At 36.8% G+C, this 20,577-nt stretch carries 18 protein-coding genes and 2 pseudogenes; 9 read left to right on the top strand and 11 right to left on the bottom strand.

What is annotated here, in order from left to right; all coding sequences use genetic code 11:
• Positions 1–37: 37 nt before the first annotated feature.
• Entirely contained in the window at positions 38–550 is a 513-nt protein-coding gene (gene def / locus GLP24_RS07630; RefSeq protein ID WP_101770291.1) for a peptide deformylase, read from the bottom strand.
• 513 nt (positions 551–1,063) lie between these two features.
• Between def and GLP24_RS07625 the strand changes: the two genes are divergently transcribed.
• The 3 genes from GLP24_RS07625 to GLP24_RS07615 all read left to right on the top strand — a co-directional run bounded on the left by GLP24_RS07625 (position 1,064) and on the right by GLP24_RS07615 (position 5,214).
• Positions 1,064–3,265, top strand: a complete 2,202-nt coding sequence (locus GLP24_RS07625; protein ID WP_232615804.1) for an immunoglobulin-like domain-containing protein — start codon at positions 1,064–1,066, stop codon at positions 3,263–3,265.
• A gap of 230 nt (positions 3,266–3,495) precedes the next feature.
• A complete protein-coding gene (locus tag GLP24_RS07620; RefSeq protein ID WP_045038647.1) occupies positions 3,496–3,774 on the top strand; it encodes a hypothetical protein in 279 nt (92 codons plus the stop codon).
• Positions 3,775–3,867: 93 nt separating this feature from the next.
• Positions 3,868–5,214, top strand: coding sequence for a DEAD/DEAH box helicase (locus tag GLP24_RS07615; RefSeq protein WP_152652739.1), 1,347 nt, complete (start codon positions 3,868–3,870; stop codon positions 5,212–5,214).
• A 353-nt stretch (positions 5,215–5,567) separates the two neighbouring features.
• Here the strand turns inward: GLP24_RS07615 and GLP24_RS07610 are convergent, their stop codons facing one another.
• From GLP24_RS07610 to GLP24_RS07585, 6 genes are all read right to left on the bottom strand, one after another.
• Positions 5,568–6,587, bottom strand: a complete 1,020-nt coding sequence (locus tag GLP24_RS07610; protein ID WP_232615803.1) for a transposase — start codon at positions 6,585–6,587, stop codon at positions 5,568–5,570.
• Between the two features lie 119 nt (positions 6,588–6,706).
• Positions 6,707–7,405 (bottom strand): aspartate/glutamate racemase family protein, encoded by a 699-nt coding sequence (locus GLP24_RS07605; protein ID WP_232615802.1) that lies wholly within the window; start codon positions 7,403–7,405, stop codon positions 6,707–6,709.
• 53 nt (positions 7,406–7,458) lie between these two features.
• Entirely contained in the window at positions 7,459–7,968 is a 510-nt protein-coding gene (locus tag GLP24_RS07600) for a GNAT family N-acetyltransferase (RefSeq protein WP_080157235.1), read from the bottom strand.
• A gap of 54 nt (positions 7,969–8,022) precedes the next feature.
• Positions 8,023–8,430: a VOC family protein gene (locus tag GLP24_RS07595; RefSeq protein WP_080157762.1), complete on the bottom strand. Its 408-nt coding sequence runs from the start codon at positions 8,428–8,430 to the stop codon at positions 8,023–8,025.
• 233 nt (positions 8,431–8,663) lie between these two features.
• Positions 8,664–9,245 (bottom strand): leucine-rich repeat domain-containing protein, encoded by a 582-nt coding sequence (locus GLP24_RS07590; RefSeq protein WP_232615801.1) that lies wholly within the window; start codon positions 9,243–9,245, stop codon positions 8,664–8,666.
• Between the two features lie 749 nt (positions 9,246–9,994).
• The gene (locus GLP24_RS07585) at positions 9,995–10,447 is read right to left on the bottom strand and encodes a hypothetical protein (protein WP_101770285.1); all 453 of its coding nucleotides are present in this window, start codon (positions 10,445–10,447) and stop codon (positions 9,995–9,997) included.
• 619 nt (positions 10,448–11,066) lie between these two features.
• Here GLP24_RS07585 and GLP24_RS07580 point away from each other — a divergent pair.
• The 4 genes and pseudogenes from GLP24_RS07580 to GLP24_RS07565 all read left to right on the top strand — a co-directional run bounded on the left by GLP24_RS07580 (position 11,067) and on the right by GLP24_RS07565 (position 13,952).
• Positions 11,067–12,554 carry an oligopeptide:H+ symporter gene (locus GLP24_RS07580; RefSeq protein ID WP_232615800.1) on the top strand — a complete coding sequence of 496 codons (1,488 nt, stop codon included), beginning with the start codon at positions 11,067–11,069 and terminating at the stop codon, positions 12,552–12,554.
• Between the two features lie 265 nt (positions 12,555–12,819).
• A pseudogene (locus GLP24_RS07575) lies at positions 12,820–13,063 on the top strand (phage integrase N-terminal SAM-like domain-containing protein); the annotation flags it as partial.
• Between the two features lie 113 nt (positions 13,064–13,176).
• Positions 13,177–13,449 carry a type II toxin-antitoxin system TacA family antitoxin gene (locus GLP24_RS07570; RefSeq protein WP_080157230.1) on the top strand — a complete coding sequence of 91 codons (273 nt, stop codon included), beginning with the start codon at positions 13,177–13,179 and terminating at the stop codon, positions 13,447–13,449.
• On the top strand, positions 13,446–13,952 hold the full coding sequence (locus GLP24_RS07565) for a GNAT family N-acetyltransferase (RefSeq protein WP_207216171.1): 507 nt from the start codon (positions 13,446–13,448) through the stop codon (positions 13,950–13,952). The genes GLP24_RS07570 and GLP24_RS07565 overlap by 4 nt, the downstream gene beginning before the upstream one ends.
• 521 nt (positions 13,953–14,473) lie before the next feature.
• Here GLP24_RS07565 and GLP24_RS07560 read toward each other — a convergent pair.
• Both GLP24_RS07560 and GLP24_RS07555 read right to left on the bottom strand, forming a co-directional pair.
• Positions 14,474–15,352 (bottom strand): hypothetical protein, encoded by an 879-nt coding sequence (locus tag GLP24_RS07560; RefSeq protein ID WP_232615799.1) that lies wholly within the window; start codon positions 15,350–15,352, stop codon positions 14,474–14,476.
• A 183-nt stretch (positions 15,353–15,535) separates the two neighbouring features.
• Positions 15,536–16,321 (bottom strand): HNH endonuclease, encoded by a 786-nt coding sequence (locus GLP24_RS07555; RefSeq protein ID WP_232615798.1) that lies wholly within the window; start codon positions 16,319–16,321, stop codon positions 15,536–15,538.
• A 216-nt stretch (positions 16,322–16,537) separates the two neighbouring features.
• On the opposite strand from GLP24_RS07555, the pseudogene GLP24_RS07550 reads away from it, so the two are divergent.
• Positions 16,538–16,774: pseudogene (locus GLP24_RS07550) on the top strand (phage integrase N-terminal SAM-like domain-containing protein); the annotation flags it as partial.
• Between the two features lie 121 nt (positions 16,775–16,895).
• Here the strand turns inward: GLP24_RS07550 and GLP24_RS07545 are convergent.
• On the bottom strand, positions 16,896–17,729 hold the full coding sequence (locus tag GLP24_RS07545) for a hypothetical protein (RefSeq protein WP_232615797.1): 834 nt from the start codon (positions 17,727–17,729) through the stop codon (positions 16,896–16,898).
• A 103-nt stretch (positions 17,730–17,832) separates the two neighbouring features.
• Between GLP24_RS07545 and GLP24_RS19945 the strand changes: the two genes are divergently transcribed.
• The gene (locus GLP24_RS19945; RefSeq protein ID WP_407951497.1) at positions 17,833–18,054 is read left to right on the top strand and encodes a phage integrase N-terminal SAM-like domain-containing protein; all 222 of its coding nucleotides are present in this window, start codon (positions 17,833–17,835) and stop codon (positions 18,052–18,054) included.
• Between the two features lie 698 nt (positions 18,055–18,752).
• On the opposite strand, the gene fruA is transcribed toward GLP24_RS19945, so the two are convergent.
• A complete protein-coding gene (gene fruA, locus GLP24_RS07540) occupies positions 18,753–20,507 on the bottom strand; it encodes a PTS fructose transporter subunit IIBC (RefSeq protein ID WP_232615796.1) in 1,755 nt (584 codons plus the stop codon).
• Positions 20,508–20,577: the final 70 nt, after the last annotated feature.

Genomic DNA, 20,577 nt, shown 5'->3' with positions numbered 1-20,577 from the left:
TAACTCAACAGCCTTCTTATCAAATCAGATCGCGTTATTAATTAGCCATCATCTTAATGTATTTTTTCACTTTCTTCATCGCTATCTGACGCTTTAGCGGTGATAGGTAATCAATGAATAATGTACCTTTAAGATGATCGATTTCGTGTTGCATAACAATGGCAAGGAAGTCATCACGCTCAAAACGTAATTCATTGCCTTCACGATCCAATGCCGTTACAACCACAGCTTCAAAGCGCTCAACATCAGCATAATAATCAGGCACTGAAAGACAACCTTCCTGCCCCATTACTTTATTCTCGCCGCTTTCAACAACAGGGTTGATTAACACTAACGGCTGATCGCGCTCATCTGAAATATCAATAACAACAATCGCTTCTTTACGGCCAATTTGAGTAGCAGCAAGACCAACACCATTACTTGTACCGTATAGAGTTTCAAGTAAATCATCTACAAGTTGTTGAACAGATTCAGATTTAACATCAGTTACTGCTTCAGCTTGAATATTTAGTCGTGGGTCTGGTGCGGTTATTACTTGTAAAATTGCCATTTTATCTCTTACTTAATCTAGTATTTAGGTTACTTTGCGGTAACTTATCAGATTCACGTTAGGGATCACAACCCCTACATGTTTTCTGTTGATAGCGCTATTTTACCTAAAAAATGGCTTCAGCAACAATTGATAATAACAATTAATTCAATAAGTGAATCTAATCCAATGGTTTAATTATAATAAAAAGAACTGTTTTATTAATATTTGTTCATAATATAATCACAACCATCCCTTACAACATATTTCCTTTTTTCATCTGATTTTTCATATTTCCGCTTACTTTATTCATTCTTAATTCCAAAAAAACATCACCTAATAACTCATTGTTCAATTATAAGTAAAACATGACAATTTTTAGTCTAAAAATGATACTTACCCGACAATTAATTGACAAATAACCGACTGATTTCAAGGTTTTTTGTTACACAATCACGCTTCTAATCAATAACCATTGTGATAGCATTTATTCGATCTATCATTACCATTCTTACCTCTTTCAGGGTCAAATAAATGAATAAAAAAACAACATTCCTCACATTAAACGCTATTGCTCTTGCGTTAACCTCAATGAGTTTCACTGCCAATGCTGGTGAAAAAATGGTTAACCCTGAAAATGGCGTGGTTGTTGGTTATTGGCATAACTGGGCTGACGGTCGAGGTTATAAAGCAGGTAATGCTCCTGCTATGAGCCTTAAAGCCACTAACCCAATGTATAATGTGGTTGCTGTTTCTTTTATGAAGGTTTATGACACTGCCGAAGGTCGTATCCCTACTTTTCATTTAGATCCTGCAACAGGTTTAAGCGAATCACAATTTATCGACCAAATTAAGCTACTGAACGATCAAGGCCGTGCCGTTATACTGGCGCTTGGTGGTGCAGATGCGCACGTTGAGCTACAAAAAGGCGATGAAAATGCTTTTGCCGCTGAAATTATTCGTCTCACTGATGTTTATGGCTTTGATGGCCTTGATATCGATCTTGAGCAAGCGGCTATTGATGCAAAAGATAACCAAATTGTTATTCCTGCTGCATTGCGCATCGTAAAAGATCACTACCGTGAACAAGGTAAAAACTTCCTTATCACTATGGCTCCTGAGTTCCCATACTTAACCGCTGCGGGTAAATATATTCCTTATATCACCGCTCTTGATGGTTACTACGATTGGATAAACCCTCAATTTTACAACCAAGGTGGCGACGGTGTTTACGTTGAAGGCCCAGGCTGGATTGCACAAAACAACGATACATTAAAAGAAGAGTTCATCTATTACATTGCGGATTCATTGGTTAACGGCACCCGTGGTTTTACCACTATTCCACACGACAAATTAGTGTTTGGTATTCCAACTAACATTGACGCCGCAGCAACTGGTTTTATTAAAGATCCTCAAGACCTATTTAATGCTTTTGCACGTCTTGAAAAACAATCACAACCTCTTCGCGGTATAATGACATGGTCAATTAACTGGGATATCGGTACTGACGCATCAGGTAAAGCGTACAACAGCAGCTTTATTGAAACCTATGGTCCATTTGTTCACAGTCAAACACCCCCTGTAGTACAGCCGGGTAAACCAACCATTGCAGGTATTACTGATGCTCGCGTTCAACATAAAACCACTTTTAACCCATTAGCAGGTGTTACTGCAACAGATAAAGAAGATGGCAATCTAACCGATTCAATCGCGGTAACGGGTAATGTTGATACTCAACGTGTTGGTGATTATGTGCTGACTTACTCAGTAACAGATTCAAATGACAACGATACCGTATCACCACGTAAAGTCACTGTCTTTAGCGCCCTACCAACATTTGCTGGCGTAGCTAATAGCGTTATCAAAGTGGGTGACATCTTTGACCCAATCGCTGGCGTTTCTGCAATAGATGCTGAAGACGGCGATTTAACAACAAACATTTCTGTTTCTGGCACAGTAAACACAGCAATTGCAGGTTCATATGAATTGATTTACCGCATTACTGATAGTGCAAACCAAACAGTAACCGTAAAACGTGTTGTGGTGGTTAACGATGGTTCTATCGTATGTACGCCAGCATGGAAAGCAGATGCAACTTATGTTGAAGGCGATGTTGTCAGCCATAACAATAAAGAGTGGCAAGCCGGTTGGTGGACACAAGGTCATGAACCTGGTACCACTGGCGAATGGGGTGTATGGCGTGAAGTTGGTGACGCAGATTGTGATGGTGATACAGAGCAACCTGACCTTGATTTTATAGCGAGTTTAACGGGCATTAATAGCAACTACACCATCACTAATGGCACTGCAAAATTAACGCTTAATTACAGCGCAAATAAAGCAGCTTCAGTACAAATCGATGTTATTGATACAATGGGTTACCCTGTTTCAGGTGGTCAATTTACGGCTAAGGTCGATAACAGCAAAACCATTAATATGGTGCTTGATAATGTTGTTACTGGCACATACTCATTACGTATGATCGCTGAATCAAACAATGACAATGTAGAACAACGAGCACATTTCACTTTAGAAAATAAAGGCACTATTGAGCCACCAGTCACAGATGCGCCAGCCTATGAAGCAGGTAAAGCTTATCTTGCAGGTGATAAAGTATTAGCGTCTGATGGCAATGTATACCAATGTAAACCATGGCCATACACAGGTTGGTGTGCAAGTGCATCATACGCACCAGCAACAAGCCAATACTGGGCTGATGCTTGGGATAAATTATAATTATCCAAATAACTATGGGTAATTAATAATAAGCCAGCGGTAAGTCAATAACTTATTGCTGGTTTTTTTATGATGACAAAATCAACTTTTTAGCCCTGATACCAATCAATTCATCTTTCCAATAATATTTACCAACAATACCTTCCAATAATACCTTTGCATAAGATAAACATGGTTATTTTAACTATGCTTAATTAGAATACCAATTTAGCCCAGATACACTTGATACCATGAATAAAAAACCTGATCGTCAAACGGCAATGCGCCAACTTCTGACTGAGGTTAAACAGGCATTTCCACTTTATGAACCTGAAACCTTTGTTTGTGGACCAGATAATAAATGTATTGGCTGCCCTAAGAAATTATTAGAACTAGTCGATACCGAAGTCAGTTACTGGGAACATGCGATTGAGCGTGGTGTAACGCCACAATTTGATGAAATTCGCCAGTTTGGAAAGTTATGTAAAAACGTCCGCCGCGGCTTAATGCGAAATAATATAATGACCTAAGGTAGCCGTGCTATAATCCACGACATTGTTCATCGGCTATTACTTTAACTTTTAGAGATAGCCGTTATTTGATTTATTTATCTGAGATTCTACATGCCTTTCTCTAAGCTTGGATTAAGCGACGCTATCGTTAAAGCAGTAACCGATATGGGTTACACCACTCCTACGCCGATTCAAGAAAAAGCCATTCCGGTGGCACTAACCGGCAAAAACTTACTTGCAGCAGCACAAACAGGTACCGGTAAAACGGCCAGTTTTGTTCTTCCTATTCTGCAAATGCTTGATGATGGCCAGCAAGTGCGAGCTAAACGCGTTCGTGCATTAATTCTTGCGCCTACACGTGAACTTGCGGTTCAGGTTGAAGCAAATATTGTTCAATACAGCAAACACACTAATTTAACTTCAATGGCAATGTACGGTGGTGTTGATTACGAACCACAAAAACGTCGCCTAATTGAAGGTGTTGATATTTTAGTGGCGACACCTGGTCGTTTATTGGATATGTACACCAAACGTGCTATCCACTTTGATGCGATTGAAATTTTAGTGCTTGATGAAGCTGACCGTATGTTAGATATGGGCTTTATCGAAGATATTAATAAGATCATCGAACGTTTACCGCTTGATCGCCAAAACATGTTGTTCTCGGCAACACTATCATCTCAAGTGCGTCTTCTTGCAAAAACAGCCGTTCGCAATCCTGTTGAAATTAGCGTTGCTAAAGATGAAGCATCACAACCTAAAATTGACCAATGTTTGATCACTGTTGATAAAGACATGAAGTCTTCTCTATTGAGCCATTTAATTAATGAGCAACAATGGGATCAAGCATTAATCTTCATCGAAACCAAACACGGCGCTGCGAAATTAGTTAGCCAACTTGAAAAACGTGGTATTGCCGCAGAAGCAATCCATAGTGGTCGTAGCCAAGGTTCTCGTGCACAAGTATTAGAAGATTTTAAAGCAGGTAAAGTAAAATACTTAATCGCGACAGGCGTTGCTGCTCGTGGTCTCGATATTGATGAGCTAACCCGCGTTGTTAACTATGATCTACCCTTCCCTCCTGAAGAATATGTTCACCGCATCGGTCGTACAGGTCGTGCGGGCTCTAAAGGTGAAGCGATTTCATTTGTATCACGCGATAACTTCAAAAACTTATGCATGATTGAACGTTTATTAGGTCACCTAATCGTACGTAAAGAAATTGAAGGCTTTGTACCAACCAAAGAAGTGCCTATTTCTATTTTAAACTTCAAACCTAAATATCAAAAACCTGAAGATGATAATAGTAACGGTGACAAGCCACGTCGCAACGATAAGCCGCGTAGCAATTCACCAAGCACAGATAAACCAAAGGCAAAGAAGCCGAGAAACCGCAAGCCAATCACTGATCGTGATACCGGCATTCCACGTGAAACGCGTAAGCCTAAATCCGTTTAATTGATATAAATCGCCATAAGATCTGTTATACAGTTTATGGCGATATTTCCTCCCCTCCCTAAGACAGGACAGGCATATCTTTTCCAAATCCAAGCAATAACAATTCAGTAAGACCGCTTTAATATAGGACTTAATATAGGACAGCCATAACTAAAATAGGACAGCCATATCTTTCTAGCATCAAAACCACTACACACTGAGACAATAACAACCAAATACCATTTACTTCGGTTTTGAATGTAAAAAACTAGTCTCACAACAATAAAATACCTTCTTTCCTGTTTAACAAGATCACAAAATCCCACAATAAACGATTATTGCGGTAATAAGTTTCTGTAATTACAAAGATGAATTTAGTGAGGGTGTAATCTTTGACTCGCAACCTTACCTTTACACCAACGGCCACCAAAATGCTGTTGAAACGAACACATTCGCGACCATTTACCACTCACATTAGTATAGTGCTCCATAAAGTCATTACTATTATCTAACCACGCTTCTGCATTGACGCCCATTTGTTGTAACAGTTTAGGTTGAGTGGCAGGAATAAAGCCTTTTTTATCATCGCGAATACTACGTCCAGTCCAATCAATCAGCTCTAAATAATCAACAAAATCAAACTGAATCCCTGCCTGTTTAGCCTGATGCTCAGCGCCAACAAAAGGTAATAATCCAATTTTAGAGCGCTTAATTGATGATGAATTTAAGGTTGATTTTTTTACTATAGACGTTTGATTATATTCAGCTATTCGCTGTTGAATTGAAGTAAAATCAGAGTCTTGTAACGATGTTGTCAGTCCGGCTCGAATCGGATTTAAATCAACATACATCATGCAAGAAAGTAATGCTTGTTCATCTAACAACGCTTGAGATTTAAAACGCCCTTCCCAAAAAGCACCAGTACAATCATCTTCTTTATTGGCTTTACGAGCGATTTCTTCATTTAAACACCGCATAAACCAACTAATACTGCCTAATCGTGACTGCCACTCAGCAACCAATGTTGATAACGCTTGTTTCTTATCTACACCAACATCACCATTATTAACAAAATCTACCGCAATCGGATGACCATTAAATAACTGTAACCAACGCGAAATAACCTCTTGAGGTGATAATGCCTGCTGTTGTTGTGTATCAATTTTCAAGACTAAATGATAGTGGTTATTCATGACGGCATAGGCACAAACATCAATACAAAACACCTCAGACAATTGCTTGATTTTATTCACGATCCAACCACGTCGATGTTGGTAATTTTTACCACTATACGGATCCTCACCACACAAATAAGCCCGCCGAACACAGCGATTAATAATATGATAATACGGAGTAATTTGAGGTTCGATCAATTTACGTCTTGAGACTGTCATTTCTTCCACCATAAGCAATACGAGGCTTAAGTGTAGTAGCTTATCGAAAGTCTGCAATGTTTTGGCTGTCCCGTATTTTGTTATATTTCCTTTCTATATTTCTTTTATGGCTGTCCTAACTATTTTAATAAGAGCGCTAACTGAACAGCTTCGAACGCATGAATCTCAGTGGTGTCATATAACGGAATGTCGGTATGTTGTTGCTGAATCAATAACGCTATTTCTGTGCAACCTAAAATCACAGCTTCAGCACCACTTTTATATAATTCATTGATAATGTTTAAATATTTCACTCTAGATTCAGCACTGATGATTCCTTTGCAGAGCTCATCATAAATAACATTATGAACAATAGCTCGACTCTCAGTACTTGGAACAATAACATCAATTTCAAACTTATTCGTTAACCGACTTTTATAGAAATCTTGTTCCATTGTAAAACGTGTACCCAATAGCCCAACTTTTTTAACGCCATCACTGACTAATTTTTTCGCCGTTGCGTCTGCAATATGAAGAATAGGAATCGATATCTCGGCTTCAATTTCTGAAGCAACTTTATGCATAGTATTAGTACAGATAATTAAAAAATCAGCACCGCCAGCCTCTACCGCTTTTGCTGCCTGTGTAAGAATAACAGCCGTTTCATTCCACAGTCCTTGATGCTGTAATTTTTCAATTTCTTCAAAGTTCACACTATATAAACAAATTTTTGCAGAACTAAGCCCGCCGAGTTCAGCTTTTATACCTTCATTAATAGATTTGTAGTAACTTGCCGTCGATTCCCAACTCATGCCACCTAACATTCCGATTGTTTTCATACTGCACTCCATGCTTTAAAAAATGATATAGAACTGTTATGGCTGTCCTACCTTTATGCCGACGTATACTCATATAAATTGTTTTGAGAACCGTACAACGCCATTGTTCCTTTAAGCTCAAACCCTATTTTTTGTAATAACCGATTAGAGCCTTCATTATCAAGTAATGTAACCGCTAAGACTGTGTTTAAAGAGTGATCTTTCATTCCGACATTAAGCACAGAAGAAGCCGCCTCAGTTGCGTATCCTTTTTTACAAAACTCGGTCAAAAATGCATAGCCTAAGTCAGGATAATCTAATTCTTCTCTTTTTAATAAACCACAGATCCCAATCGGCGTTGCTGTCTCTTTCAGTAACACTAAATTCAATCCAAAGCCATAATCACGATAGCTGGCTAATGGTCCATTCGTTAAATAATTCACAGCATCCGCATGTGTTCGAACATTTTTATCTGCTATATAACGAATAAACGCTTCTTCATTTAATAACTGTATAATAAATTCAACATCATCTAGCGTTAATTGTCTTATTATTAGTTGTTCTGTTTCAGATATTAGTTTCATCAAATAGGTTCCTAAAAATAGTAATACTGTTCAAACATCTTTTTAACGAACCAATTATTTTTGGTTTAATTGTAACAAGTCCCACTTAGTGCCATATAAGTCTTTAAACACAACAACCGTACCGTATTCTTCTACACGAGGCTCTTCTGTAAATTCAACACCTTGCGCTTGCATAAACTCATAGTCACGCCAGAAATCATTCGTTTGAAGAAACAGAAATACACGGCCACCCGCTTGATGACCAACAGACTTTAATTGCTCATCATTACTTGCTTGTGCGAGAAGTAAATTAGTTCCTGTAGAGTTTGGTGGCGAAATTTGAACCCAACGTTTACCACCGCCTAAATCTGTGTCTTCGATAAGCTCGAACTGCAGTTTCTTAGTATAAAAATCAATCGCATCATCATAGTTTTCAACAACTAAAGCAATGTTACCTATTTTTTGTTCAACAGACTTATTCATAATATTTTCACCACGATTTTAAAACAGAATTCTACCTGATTTCAAACATAAACTCATTGATCATCTAGAAATAGAAGATGGATATGAAATAAAAAATAAGGCATATAGATAATGATGAATCATATGTCTTTAAGAAAACATATATTGATAGTTAAAAAATCATATAGATACATTTTTTCTGTAAAATAAGTGCCGAGAATTCGACACATATATTATCGATTAAGTTTTAATAATTATTTTTTAACAGAAACAGTCTCATCAACCTCATAATCATTTAAAGAAGGATTAGAACTGATATTCAACTCAACTAATGGGTTCCCAGTTGCCCATAATGCTCTTAATCTAGGATTATGGCTAATATCTAACTTAGTGATTTTATTATCTGTAATATATAATTTTGTTAATTTAATATTCTTACTTATATCTAATTCAGATAATTGATTATACATCAAGCTTAATTTATTAAGTTGGCCATTATGGCTGATATTAATTTTAGACAACTGGTTATCAGTTAACCCCGCTTGAATTAATTCAAGATTGTGGCTAAAGTCCATCTTTTTTAAATTATTCTCTTTTGCCCACAAATACATTAATTTAGTATTTTCTGATAAATTAATATCTTCAATTTTATTAGAAACGATGCTCAAATCTGTTAATTGTGGGTTTTTTGTAAGATCTAACTTAGAAATATGGTTAAAAGAAACATTCAACTCAGTAAGTTTAGGATTATTATTCAAATTCAAGTTAGCTAGATTTGATTTAGTTATAGATACCGATGTTAGCTCAGTATTTTTACTCAAATCTATGTTCGTCAATTGTGCTCCTGATAACCATAACTCCTTAAGAGCAGGAAAATAACTAACTTCATTTGCATGATCTATATTTACCTAACGACACACTAGTTTAGTTATATTTTTCGGATTTGTGCTTTTTTGTGCTAAAACACAGCTCTTAAAATTATTATCTTCAAATTTAATATTGTTAACATCCAGCATCTCACCTGAAAATGCATTTAAAGATACGACTAAACCACACGTAGCCACTGTAAATAGTTGTTTATAACTGCTCATTTTATACTCTTTATGAAAGAAACCTATATTTATAACAAATGTGAATATTTTATGGCGTAGAAAATACAACACTAATAATCATAAAAAACATTCACAACTAAGCGATACCATAATATTAATATATTTATTATCATGATCAATCACAAGCTAAATATTACTTTCTTATTTTAAAAATACAATAAAAACATAATCTTGCATTTACAACTTCACTTAATCATTCTAACTATTCACTTCGCCATCTCATGAAACCATCAATCCTATATTACTAATGCATCTTAATGATTGTTAGAGTAATAATAGAAAAAACCATATTTATACTCACGGTAAATAGACACCTTATCGCCCTCACAAACATTTATTGTAGAGAATGATGATTATCAAGTCAGATAATCGTATTAATATTATCTATTTTTTGAAATACAAAGTTGTGGGTGTCCTATGTTTATTAAGACAGGTGTCACCTGCATGATACAGATCCTTATCTGTTATATTTTTTATGCCATATATTTTTTTATACCCGGCCAATTTTGTCTGTCTTGGAAATCATTAACCTTATGCCCACTATTGCCTCCAAACTCTTCCTTTACTTCATTTAAAAGCATTTCACACCATAAAAAGGTTTGTTCTGGCTCTCCTAAACAGTTATGACGAAAAACAGATATATGAATATTCATATTTAATTCGTTCATACCTTTACGAAGCTTAGCTAATATATTAAACATTGTCTCATACGTACAATCCAGCGAAATAAAGTATAATTTTTCAGTAAGTTGAATACTTGTCTTATCATAAGGTTTTTCAGAATCAACCTCAGTTTCGATCATATCAATAAATGGAGTAATATCCTTTTCTAAATTTATCAACATAAAACATGGGTCATCATAACTATCCATACTTTTTAGATACTTACTTACCTCAGAAGGTATATTTTTTAATAACTGACTCATAATTCACTTCCTATACTAATTTTCATTTGAAATATAACGCCTGTATAACACATTTATCGCCATACAAACCCCACCAAATTTTACAGCCTTACTCACTGAAAATAAAGGAAAAGTAATAACGAAGAGTGTAGCAAATCATGCTAATGCATTTATTGAACGAATTAAAAACCATTCATCGAGCACCGTCAGAATTAATCGTAATGAATTGCGAAAGTTATGGGTGTCCTATGTTTTTTTTGATCAACTAATTAAAACCCATTCATCGAGCGCCGTCAGAATTCACCGTAATCAATTATGAAAGTTATGGGTGTCCTATATTTTATGTTTTGACAGAACCCTTTATACTGGCTAAAACATAACTATATAGTCAATCACTTTTGATATTCAGACACATAAATAATCAGATATAAACATAAAAAAAAACACTTAAGAAATAAAAATGAAACAATGTGATATTTTTATCATTACTTTTTCTTACCTCTTATTTCACAAACTATTTGATCTAATGGGACTTACCTCACAGTAAAACTAACTCAAAGCAAATGAATATCACGTTAATAAGATCTAACTTAACGTTTAATACCACTACAACATCTACTTGCTAGGTTAAATAACTAATATGGACAATAAATCAAGTATATTAAACCAACCGAAACCATTCAAAATGATATTTTTCATTGAATTATGGGAGCGATTTGGTTACTACGGACTTCAAGGGATCCTCGCTGTCTACTTTGTCGATAAGCTCGGCTTTAGTATGCAAGACTCTTTTGTTACTTTTGGTGCCTTTGCTGCTTTAGTATATGGACTTGTCTCTGTCGGTGGCTACGTCGGAGATTATGTTCTTGGAACTAAGCGGACGATGGTCTTTGGTGCAATAGTTCTTGCACTTGGCTACTTCTTAATGGGATTTTCAATTCTTAATCCTGATTTTATCTATTTAGCTCTTGGTGCTATAGCTGTTGGTAATGGCTTATTCAAAGCAAACCCATCAAGCCTATTAGCCAAGTGTTATGAAAAAGATGATTCCCGTTTAGATGGCGCATTTACTCTTTATTATATGTCTATCAACATTGGCTCCCTTGTTTCTCTTTCTTTAAGCCCTGTTATTGCCAATAATTACGGTTATGAATATGCCTTTCTTCTTTGTGGTTTAGGATTAATCGCTAGCCTATTTAGCTACTTTTATCTTCGTAGCACAGTGCAAGGGATAGGTTCAGAACCGGATTCTCAACCACTAAATAAAACTAAAGCCTTAATTGTACTAATTGGAACTATTGCCTCTACTTTAATTTGTGCATGGTTACTGCAAAATATTATGATGGCTAACTTGGCTCTTGGTGCGATTGGTATCGGGGTTGTTGGCTTTTTCTTAAAAGAAACGTTAAAAGAAACGGGCGAACAACGTAACAAAATGATCGTTGCCTTTATCCTTATGCTGCAAGCCATTATTTTCTACGTGTTATACGCACAAATGCCAACGTCATTAAACTTCTTTGCTATTAATAACGTTCATACTGAATTATTTGGTATCAATATTAACCCAGTTAGTTTACAAGCACTAAACCCATTTTGGGTTGTATTTTGTAGCCCTATCTTGGCTTACTTATATACATATTATGGAAATAAAAATAAAGACTTATCCATGCCCGGTAAATTTACGGTTGGTATGTTTATGAGCGCATTCGGTTTTTTATCAGTAGCAGCTGCGGGAAACTGGTTTGCAGACCAAGCAGGTATGGTCTCTATTTGGTGGATGGTTTTAGTTTATTTATTCCAAAGTTTAGGTGAACTAATGATCAGTGGTCTTGGCCTTGCGATGGTTGCTAGCTTAGTACCACAACGTTTGATGGGCTTTACTATGGGTGCATGGTTCTTAACTCAGGCGGCATCATTTATTATTGGTGGCTATGTTGCTACTTTTAGTGTGACACCAGAGCATCTTACTGATCCTCTAGATACACTGCCTGTTTACACTGAGTTATTCCAAAACATTGGTTTTATTACTCTAGCGGTTGCTATTGTAATGGCGATCACAGTACCAAAATTGAATCGCATGATGACAAATTCACAATCTGAATATCCTGAGTTGATTGAGCAACATTAAGTTCAATCAATAATAATCATCTGACTTAAACACAACAGCAGAATGAAGCTTGATCTCATTCTGCTTTTTATTATTGTTTTGTAAGCGTGTGAAGAACTACACGTTGATTTTTACATTTCAGGGTAAAACAGATTCAACATCACCAGGATTTGCACACAAAATTCTGACTGTATTTCTAACTCATTAGGCAATATATGATTAATTGCTGCAGTCGCATAGCAAGCACCACACCAATTTTAATACTCCTTATAATGGAGTATTAATGATGAATAACGAACAACAGCAACAATCAGATTATCTTTATGAACAACATGTTACCCACCTAATTTTACAAGGTAAACGTCCAGCCACTATTGATGGCTATAGTCGTGCACTTCCTCGTATTACTCACCATTTATTTGGATAAATCACCTGATACGTTAACCACTGAAGATCTAAAACGATACTTTGCTCAACGGATTAAAACCTATTCATGGGACACCGTCAGAATTGATCGTAATGGATTACGAAAGTTATGGCTGTCCTATCTCTTACAGTGTGCCAAAATGACACAAAACTTGTCAGCGTATAATAATTAAACTACAATACACATGTGCCACTTTGACACTGAATGGAGATTATTATGGCTACTACATTACCTCGTATTACAGCACGTGTAGATATTGATACACAAGAACTACTATCTCAAGCTGCGGCTATTGCCGGTATGTCTAGCATTAACTCATTTGTGCTTAGTGCAGCTGTAGAAAAAGCAAAAACTATTATGGAACGTGAACGAACCCTACAACTAAGCCAGCAAGATGCTATGACTTTAATGACTGCGTTAGACCAACCAGCTAAACCAAATAGTAAATTACAAAAAGCCGCTTCACGTTATATGGATAAAACTCAATAATGAATACTGTCCAATTAGAAAAAGCTAAACATAACCGAAATCGTTTTGATTGTGGTATTACCGCACTCAATAATTACTTGAAAGTTATGGCAAGCCAACAAGCTAAGAAAGACAATACTCGTACTTTTGTTCTTGAAGATAAGCAATGTCCTGAGCACATTATTGGTTATTACACATTAACAATGACACCGATTGATATTCAGGATTTACCTCCTAAATTACAGAAGAAACATCACAGTGTAACTTCTGGTGGTTTAATTGCTCGCTTAGCCGTTGACCATAGATACAAAGGTCAGGGTTTCGGTGAATGGCTTTTGATTGATGCGCTTAGAAAACTATTAATGGCAAGTGAAACGGTCGCCTTCCCTGTCGTCATTGTTGATGCAAAAGATGGCGCTGAGTATTTCTATGAAAAATACGGTTTTACCGCATTTAAAGACGCTGATAACAAACTGTTTATTACAATTGCAGACATTAGAGCTAGTATCGGTGAATTAATTTAAACCAAGAAGCAGTTAACGCCACCATAACACGTGCTGACGAGCAACTTTCAAAACCAATTATACTTCAAACCAAAAATGCCGAATATTATAAACATCATGTTGATAGCTTTGTTGAACGAAGCTGTTGCGCGGCAGGATAAAGCAAACAGCGATTAAGCTACCTTTAATACTCCTTTTAATGGGGTGTTGATAATGAATAACGAACAACAGCAACATTCAGATTATTTTCATACACAACATATTACCCACCTACCTTTATAAGGTAAACGTCCAGCCACTATTGATGGTTATAGTCGTGCACTTTGTCGCATTACTCACTATTGAATAAATCGCCTGATACGTTAACTACTAATGATCTCAAGCGATACTTTGTTCAACTGATTAAAACCCATTCATGGAGCATCGTCAGAATTGATTGTAGTGGTTTACGAAAGTTGTGGGTGTCCTATGTTTTTTTTCTCCATGTTTTCTCTGCTTTCAGGTGTCGGCTGCGCGACACAAATCCTTATCTGTTAGCAAACTCACCAAATAAAGTGCTTGAACATATCGAGTATCTGCCCATTTTGTTGAGGCATCTTTGAAAGGTTGTGAGTTTCAGTGTAATAATTTTTTACTTTACTCTTTGCAATATCAATATATTCAGCATTATTTTCATCCCACAGAATCATCGAATCTTTAGTATTAAGGATTAGATGTCCTTTAACTTCACTCTTATCTGTTAACGCTATTTTCACGGGGATTCCACCACCATACTGGATTTCTTTCAGAAACATGCTGTACTTATTGGCATCAAATAAAGAAAAAGAGATAAAACAGACTGCTGCAATTGTCACAGCAATAGAAAAATATTTAATAGCTTCTTTATACACAAGTAGAGATATGACACTTACTATAACAAATGCATAGAAGAAAAATTCTTGACCACCCAGATTACCAGATGGATTAATAGAGCTACCTAAATCAACACCAAATAATGATGAGATAAGATCTGCAATAGATACAAGTGCAGAAAAGATAGCAGCGATTACTGATACAATTACATTAGAAAGGACTTTTGCTAGTCGAACCGAGAATTTTGCAAATAAACGATGAAGTAGATTTGAAAGCCCAGACATTAAGCCGAAAACAAAGAATAAACTCACTAATGAAGCAAAAACAACAAGAAAGCTCATCACAGAAACTGCGATATCTATGAACTGCACGCCTTCAAGAGGAAGCCTAGCGCCATATGAAAGCATGTAATTATATATTGCATACTTGTTTATAAATGCAACAAAAGTAGAACCACCTAACATACCCATAAATGATATGAAGGCAAGCTTCAGCCAGGGGCTGGCTTGTAATAGAAGCTTGAATGATTCTATAAAACTATTCATTTTTTCTGAAGATTTGACTGACACTAATGACATAAACCTAAAAATAATTAAAAAACAATCGCTTAGTTTACCACGAACTAACTAACGCCGCATAAGTTTGCTAACGCCGCGTTAAACGGAACAAAAATTGTGGGTTATAATGTGTAGCGAAACGAAGCGAAACGTAACCCACTGTTTTTGTTCCTTTTAAACGCCTTGTTAAGTTTTTTATGTGTACCATTTTTGATAAGAGTTAGAAGTTACAGCTTCTCCTGCTTTTTTCTCATTTTGGTTGCACTCTTTACACAGCAACTGGATATTTGTTACATCATTAAAACCATATTGAGCAAGTGCTACAATATGATCGTAATTTTCTTTATTGTCGAGACTTACAATACCAGATAGATCTTTATTACAAAGAACACATTGCCCTCGATCTCTAAAATATACAGCCCTCTTAACCCATTTCGGTATATGACCTCGTTTTAATCTGCCCCGTTTAGTTACAAGATCAGTATCAATTTCTTTAATATCTTCTCTTTCAAGTGCTCCCGAAATCATTAAATTAAATTCCATGAGCAGATCTCGATTTTGAAAGAGGATATAAAAAACTTCTTCGACTGTATGAGTTAATAATTGCTCATAAGCATCATTAAGATCTTCCATATAATTATGAATCAGGTCATCATAATGCTCGGTCTTATTTTCATTTTTTTCCATATAACTTTGAAATGATATATGAGCGATAGAATGAAATTTTAGCGCTTCTTCAATAGGTAGTCGTTTACTTTTATTCTCAGCTAATTGATTTAAATTCTCATAGTAAATGCGATCTATGACGAAATATAAATATTTATGAAAAAGTGAAAACTTAGGAAACGTTTCTATTAAATACGCGACATTACCATCACCGTAAAATTCATTTAAAACTCTAGCCAATCCAAATTGATCTTGAAGGGTATTTTTAATTACATTACAAAAATAATACGTTTCATAAAATTTAGCGTTTAACATGCCTCCTCCAAAAAAAATTTAACGTCCTGTTAAGGTGTGAGGCACGCAACACCGATGCCTCTGCATAACACTTAACCACTAAAACCAACGCATAGTAAAAATACCACACGTGCCGAATCACTCTTGAACAGTTTGTTGAACGAAGCTGCTGCGCGGCAGAGTAAAGCAGACAGCGATTAAGCTACCTTTAATACTCCTTTTAATGGAGTGTTTATGATGAATAACAAACAACAACGTTCAGATTATCTTTATGGACAACATGTTACCCACCTAACCTTGCAAGGTAAACGTCCAACCACGATTGATGGTTATAGTCGTGCACTTCGTCGCATTACTCACCATTTAGATAAATCGCCTGATACGTTAACCACTAATGATCTCAAGCGATACTTTGCTCAACTGATTAAAACCCATTCATGGAGCACCGTCAGAATTGATCGTAATGGATTACGAAAGTTATGAGTGTCCTATGTTTTCTTCCCAATATTTACTTATATAAAGCCGCTCGGGCTTGTCCAACACTTCGGATAGGTGTCGGCTGCGCGACACATATCCTTATCTGTTAGGGCGCGAACTACAAGACTGTGATCACTCTTTTCTGATGGTTAATTGAGAAGCACGTATTACAATTTGCTCCCATAAATACGCCATCGTAACGAAAATGCTCAATCACACTTCCCTTTGACCATTTAAGCTCAGTCTTGATATCGTAATTTCCATTGCCTACCTCAATTCGCTCTTTACGTAAGATAGACGACTCTGGGATTTCAACATGGTACTCATTAATTGGGTAAGGTGTACTTGAATTTCGAACCGAACCATTTTCATTAACTTCAAAATAGAATACTGCGCCATCATCTAGCGTAACGTCTACATGCAACCACCCATCTTTCATCATGTATTTAAATTTTGAATCAAGAGATTCATAGAACCTGCCATCTTCTGGCGTCCACGACTCTTTAAAATCAGGTCCATGTATAGGGTAATTATTAGAATCACCAGTTTTCGTATACCCCTTTAAAACTTCTCGTATTGTTTCTTGCTCTTCTAAGACTAACTGTACTTTTTGTAATAATAGATCAGCGTTAAACACTACTTCCGCTAGAGACTCATGTTGACGCTTCATTTCTTTTAATACATCGACAGTGTACTGGGCAACATTGTCTGTTTCTTTATGATGTGCATGACATAAAAATAGCAAATTAGATTCTGCTCTACGCTCTTCGTCAGTCTGGTTTTCGTTGTATCGCTCACCGCCTTTCTCAGCCGCTTCAATATGGCAAAGCTGCGCGATGTATTCACCATTCTCATTTAAGATAGTGTGGTCACAACCAGGAAAAGCGCACTGATTCTTTGAAAGAATACATAGCCTTTTAATAACATCAATTTTGGGAGCCTTTCTAGCCATTAGATACTCGGTTTAGATCGATTAGTTTAGAGGTATTTGACAAGAAAATTGGACGTAAAACAATGATGTGAGTTAAGAAATTTCGATAGCGCCCTAACAACTTATTACATTAACAACTTGCCCGTATTTAATTCGTCATTATACAAAAAACATTATAAATCAAAAAAACTACGCAAAACGTACCGTTAAAAGTTACTTATATTGGATAAAAAACTATATTTTATTCCATAATAAAAAACATCCTGATAAATTAGACAATGATGATGTTGAACAATTTATGTCTTATTTAAATAACCAATCACCACATTTAAAAAATAATAATTAATAACGATTCAACACGCTGTAAGTAGATTCCCTATCCCGTTCGTAACCTCACTGTAGGGAATGACGGGGTGGGTTTTATATTCACCCTCAGCATTTTCAGTGAGCGTTTCAAAACATCAAAAAATAATAACACTACAACACGCTATAAGTAGATTCCCTATCTCGTTCGTAACCTCACTGTAGGGAATGACGGGGTGAGTTTTGTATTCACTATCAGAATTTCAGTGAGCATTTAAATATATAAAAAATAATAACGATACAACACGCTGCAAATAGATTCCCTATCTCGTTCGTAACCTCACTGTAGGGAATGACGGGATGGTTTTTGTATTCACTCTCAGTATTTTCAATGAACGTTTAAAAACATCAAAAAATAATAACACTACAACACGCTATAAATACGTCCCCTATCGCGTTTGTAACCTCACTGTAGGGAATGACGGGGTGGGTCTTATATTTATAATTGGAATTTTCAGTGAGCGTTTAAAAATATCAAAATTAATAACACTACAAAACGCTATAAATAGGTCCCCTATCGCGTTCGTAACCTCACTGTAGGGAATGACGGAGTGTTGTGGCTTTAATATAACAACATGCACGGTTCCTGATCCCTCGTCCCTTATAACCTATTCCCTCCCTTTCTCCCACAAAAAAGCCGACAATTAAGTCGGCTTTAAATGATGATGTCTTTGCTATTAATTACGCGTTAGCTTGTGCCGTTTGAGCAGCAACTGAGCCTTCTTCTGGGCGCTTTAAGAATGCGTACAATACACCAGTAACTACCGTACCCGCAGCAATAGCGACTAAGTAAAGTAACGCTGGTGATATTGCGTTTGGAATTAGCAGAACAAACAAGCCACCATGGGGTGCCATTAGTTTTGCGCCAAACAACATTGATAATCCACCTGTTAATGCGCCACCAATCATACAGCTTGGAATAACACGCATTGGATCGCGCGCTGCAAATGGAATCGCACCTTCAGAGATAAAGCACATACCTAATACAAATGAGGCTTTACCTGCTTCATTTTCACTGGCTGAGAACTTACGTTTGGCAAGGAATGTTGCTAAACCCATACCCATTGCTGGCACCATACCCGCAGCCATTACTGCTGCCATTGGCGCATAAGTTTGTGAGGCAAGTAAACCAACACCAAAGGTATATGCGGCTTTGTTTACAGGGCCACCTAAGTCGAAACACATCATGCAACCAAGGATAATACCCAGTAATACCGCGTTGGCTGAACCCATGTTATTTAAGAATGTGGTTAAACCTGCCATTGCTGCTGATACTGGACCACCAACGATGTAAATCATTACCAAGCCGGTAATTAAGCTGGCTAATAATGGCACAATCAAAATCGGTTTTAGCGCTTCCATTGATTGTGGCAATTTGATTTTTTCAACCAAGAATTTAGCACTGTAACCCGCAAGAAAACCGGCAACGATACCACCTAAGAAACCAGCGCCCGTGGTACTTGCCAACATGCCGCCGATTAAACCCGGCGCTAAACCTGGGCGATCGGCAATTGAGAATGCAATGAAACCCGCCAATACTGGCACCATTAACGCAAACGCTGAGCCACCACCGATGGTCATTAAGGCTGCGGCTAACGTGCCTTCTTGTTTAAAGGCTTCGATACCAAATACAAACGATAAGGCAATGGATAAACCACCAGCTACCACTAATGGCAACATGTAAGATACACCTGTCATTAGGTGTTTATACGGCCCTGATTTTTCAGTTTTTGTATCTGTGTTTTGAGCGTTAGTATTACCAGAATGTTGATATACAGTGGCGGTTGTAAAGGCTTTTTCAATTTCTGGTTTGGTTTTCTTGAGTGCTAAACCTGTGCTGGTTTTATAGAGTTTTTTACCATTAAATCGGGCTAAATCTACTTCAATATCTGCTGCAATAATCACTAAATCAGCGGCTGCAATCTCCGCATCTGTTAATTGGTTTTTAGCGCCAACGGAACCACGGGTTTCAACTTTAATCTCATAACCCTGACGCTGGCCTTCTTCTGTCAACGCTTCTGCTGCCATAAACGTATGAGCAACACCCGTTGGGCAAGCGGTGATCGCGACAATTTTCTTAACCGTATTGTCGCTTTCATCAACGACAGGTTGAGTCGTTGCTGCTGTTAATAATTGTGCTTGTGTAACTGCGTCTGTTAGCCATGCTTTGGTATTTTCAAAACAGGTCGTGATATCCGCTTGATAAACTTTTTTACCCACAAAGCGTGAATTATCAATCGCTGTGCCCGTCGCAATGATGATCACTTCAGCATCATCAATCTGTTGTTGAGTCAGCGTTTTAGTGGGATTAAATGCAGTTTGGCATTCAATGCTTGCTTGCCATTGTAGTTCTGCGGCGGCTTTTTCTAATAAACCCGCGGCGATAATGGTGGTTGCGATGCCGCTAGGACAAGCTGTTACTAATGCTATTTTCATATTTACACCTTGGTCAATGTTGCTTCACATGTTCTTCTGTCGTTAAGCAATGATGAGATTAAGCTCTATG

Source organism: Photobacterium carnosum (genome assembly GCF_021236965.1).
In the GTDB taxonomy this organism is placed as follows: Bacteria; Pseudomonadota; Gammaproteobacteria; order Enterobacterales; family Vibrionaceae; genus Photobacterium; species Photobacterium carnosum.
This window is presented reverse-complemented; position numbering and strand designations above follow the sequence as displayed.

What these genes read in the sequence shown, in the direction of transcription:
- GLP24_RS07615 (WP_152652739.1), top strand. Translation starts at nt 3,868, where the DNA reads ATGCCTTTCTCTAAGCTTGGATTAAGCGACGCTATCGTTAAAGCAGTA.
- GLP24_RS07620 (WP_045038647.1), top strand. Translation starts at nt 3,496, where the DNA reads ATGAATAAAAAACCTGATCGTCAAACGGCAATGCGCCAACTTCTGACT.
- GLP24_RS07585 (WP_101770285.1), bottom strand. Translation starts at nt 10,447, where the DNA reads ATGAGTCAGTTATTAAAAAATATACCTTCTGAGGTAAGTAAGTATCTA.
- GLP24_RS07610 (WP_232615803.1), bottom strand. Translation starts at nt 6,587, where the DNA reads ATGACAGTCTCAAGACGTAAATTGATCGAACCTCAAATTACTCCGTAT.
- fruA (WP_232615796.1), bottom strand. Translation starts at nt 20,507, where the DNA reads ATGAAAATAGCATTAGTAACAGCTTGTCCTAGCGGCATCGCAACCACC.
- GLP24_RS07595 (WP_080157762.1), bottom strand. Translation starts at nt 8,430, where the DNA reads ATGAATAAGTCTGTTGAACAAAAAATAGGTAACATTGCTTTAGTTGTT.
- GLP24_RS07605 (WP_232615802.1), bottom strand. Translation starts at nt 7,405, where the DNA reads ATGAAAACAATCGGAATGTTAGGTGGCATGAGTTGGGAATCGACGGCA.
- def (WP_101770291.1), bottom strand. Translation starts at nt 550, where the DNA reads ATGGCAATTTTACAAGTAATAACCGCACCAGACCCACGACTAAATATT.
- GLP24_RS07580 (WP_232615800.1), top strand. Translation starts at nt 11,067, where the DNA reads ATGGACAATAAATCAAGTATATTAAACCAACCGAAACCATTCAAAATG.
- GLP24_RS07600 (WP_080157235.1), bottom strand. Translation starts at nt 7,968, where the DNA reads ATGAAACTAATATCTGAAACAGAACAACTAATAATAAGACAATTAACG.
- GLP24_RS07545 (WP_232615797.1), bottom strand. Translation starts at nt 17,729, where the DNA reads ATGGCTAGAAAGGCTCCCAAAATTGATGTTATTAAAAGGCTATGTATT.
- GLP24_RS07555 (WP_232615798.1), bottom strand. Translation starts at nt 16,321, where the DNA reads ATGTTAAACGCTAAATTTTATGAAACGTATTATTTTTGTAATGTAATT.
- GLP24_RS07625 (WP_232615804.1), top strand. Translation starts at nt 1,064, where the DNA reads ATGAATAAAAAAACAACATTCCTCACATTAAACGCTATTGCTCTTGCG.
- GLP24_RS07570 (WP_080157230.1), top strand. Translation starts at nt 13,177, where the DNA reads ATGGCTACTACATTACCTCGTATTACAGCACGTGTAGATATTGATACA.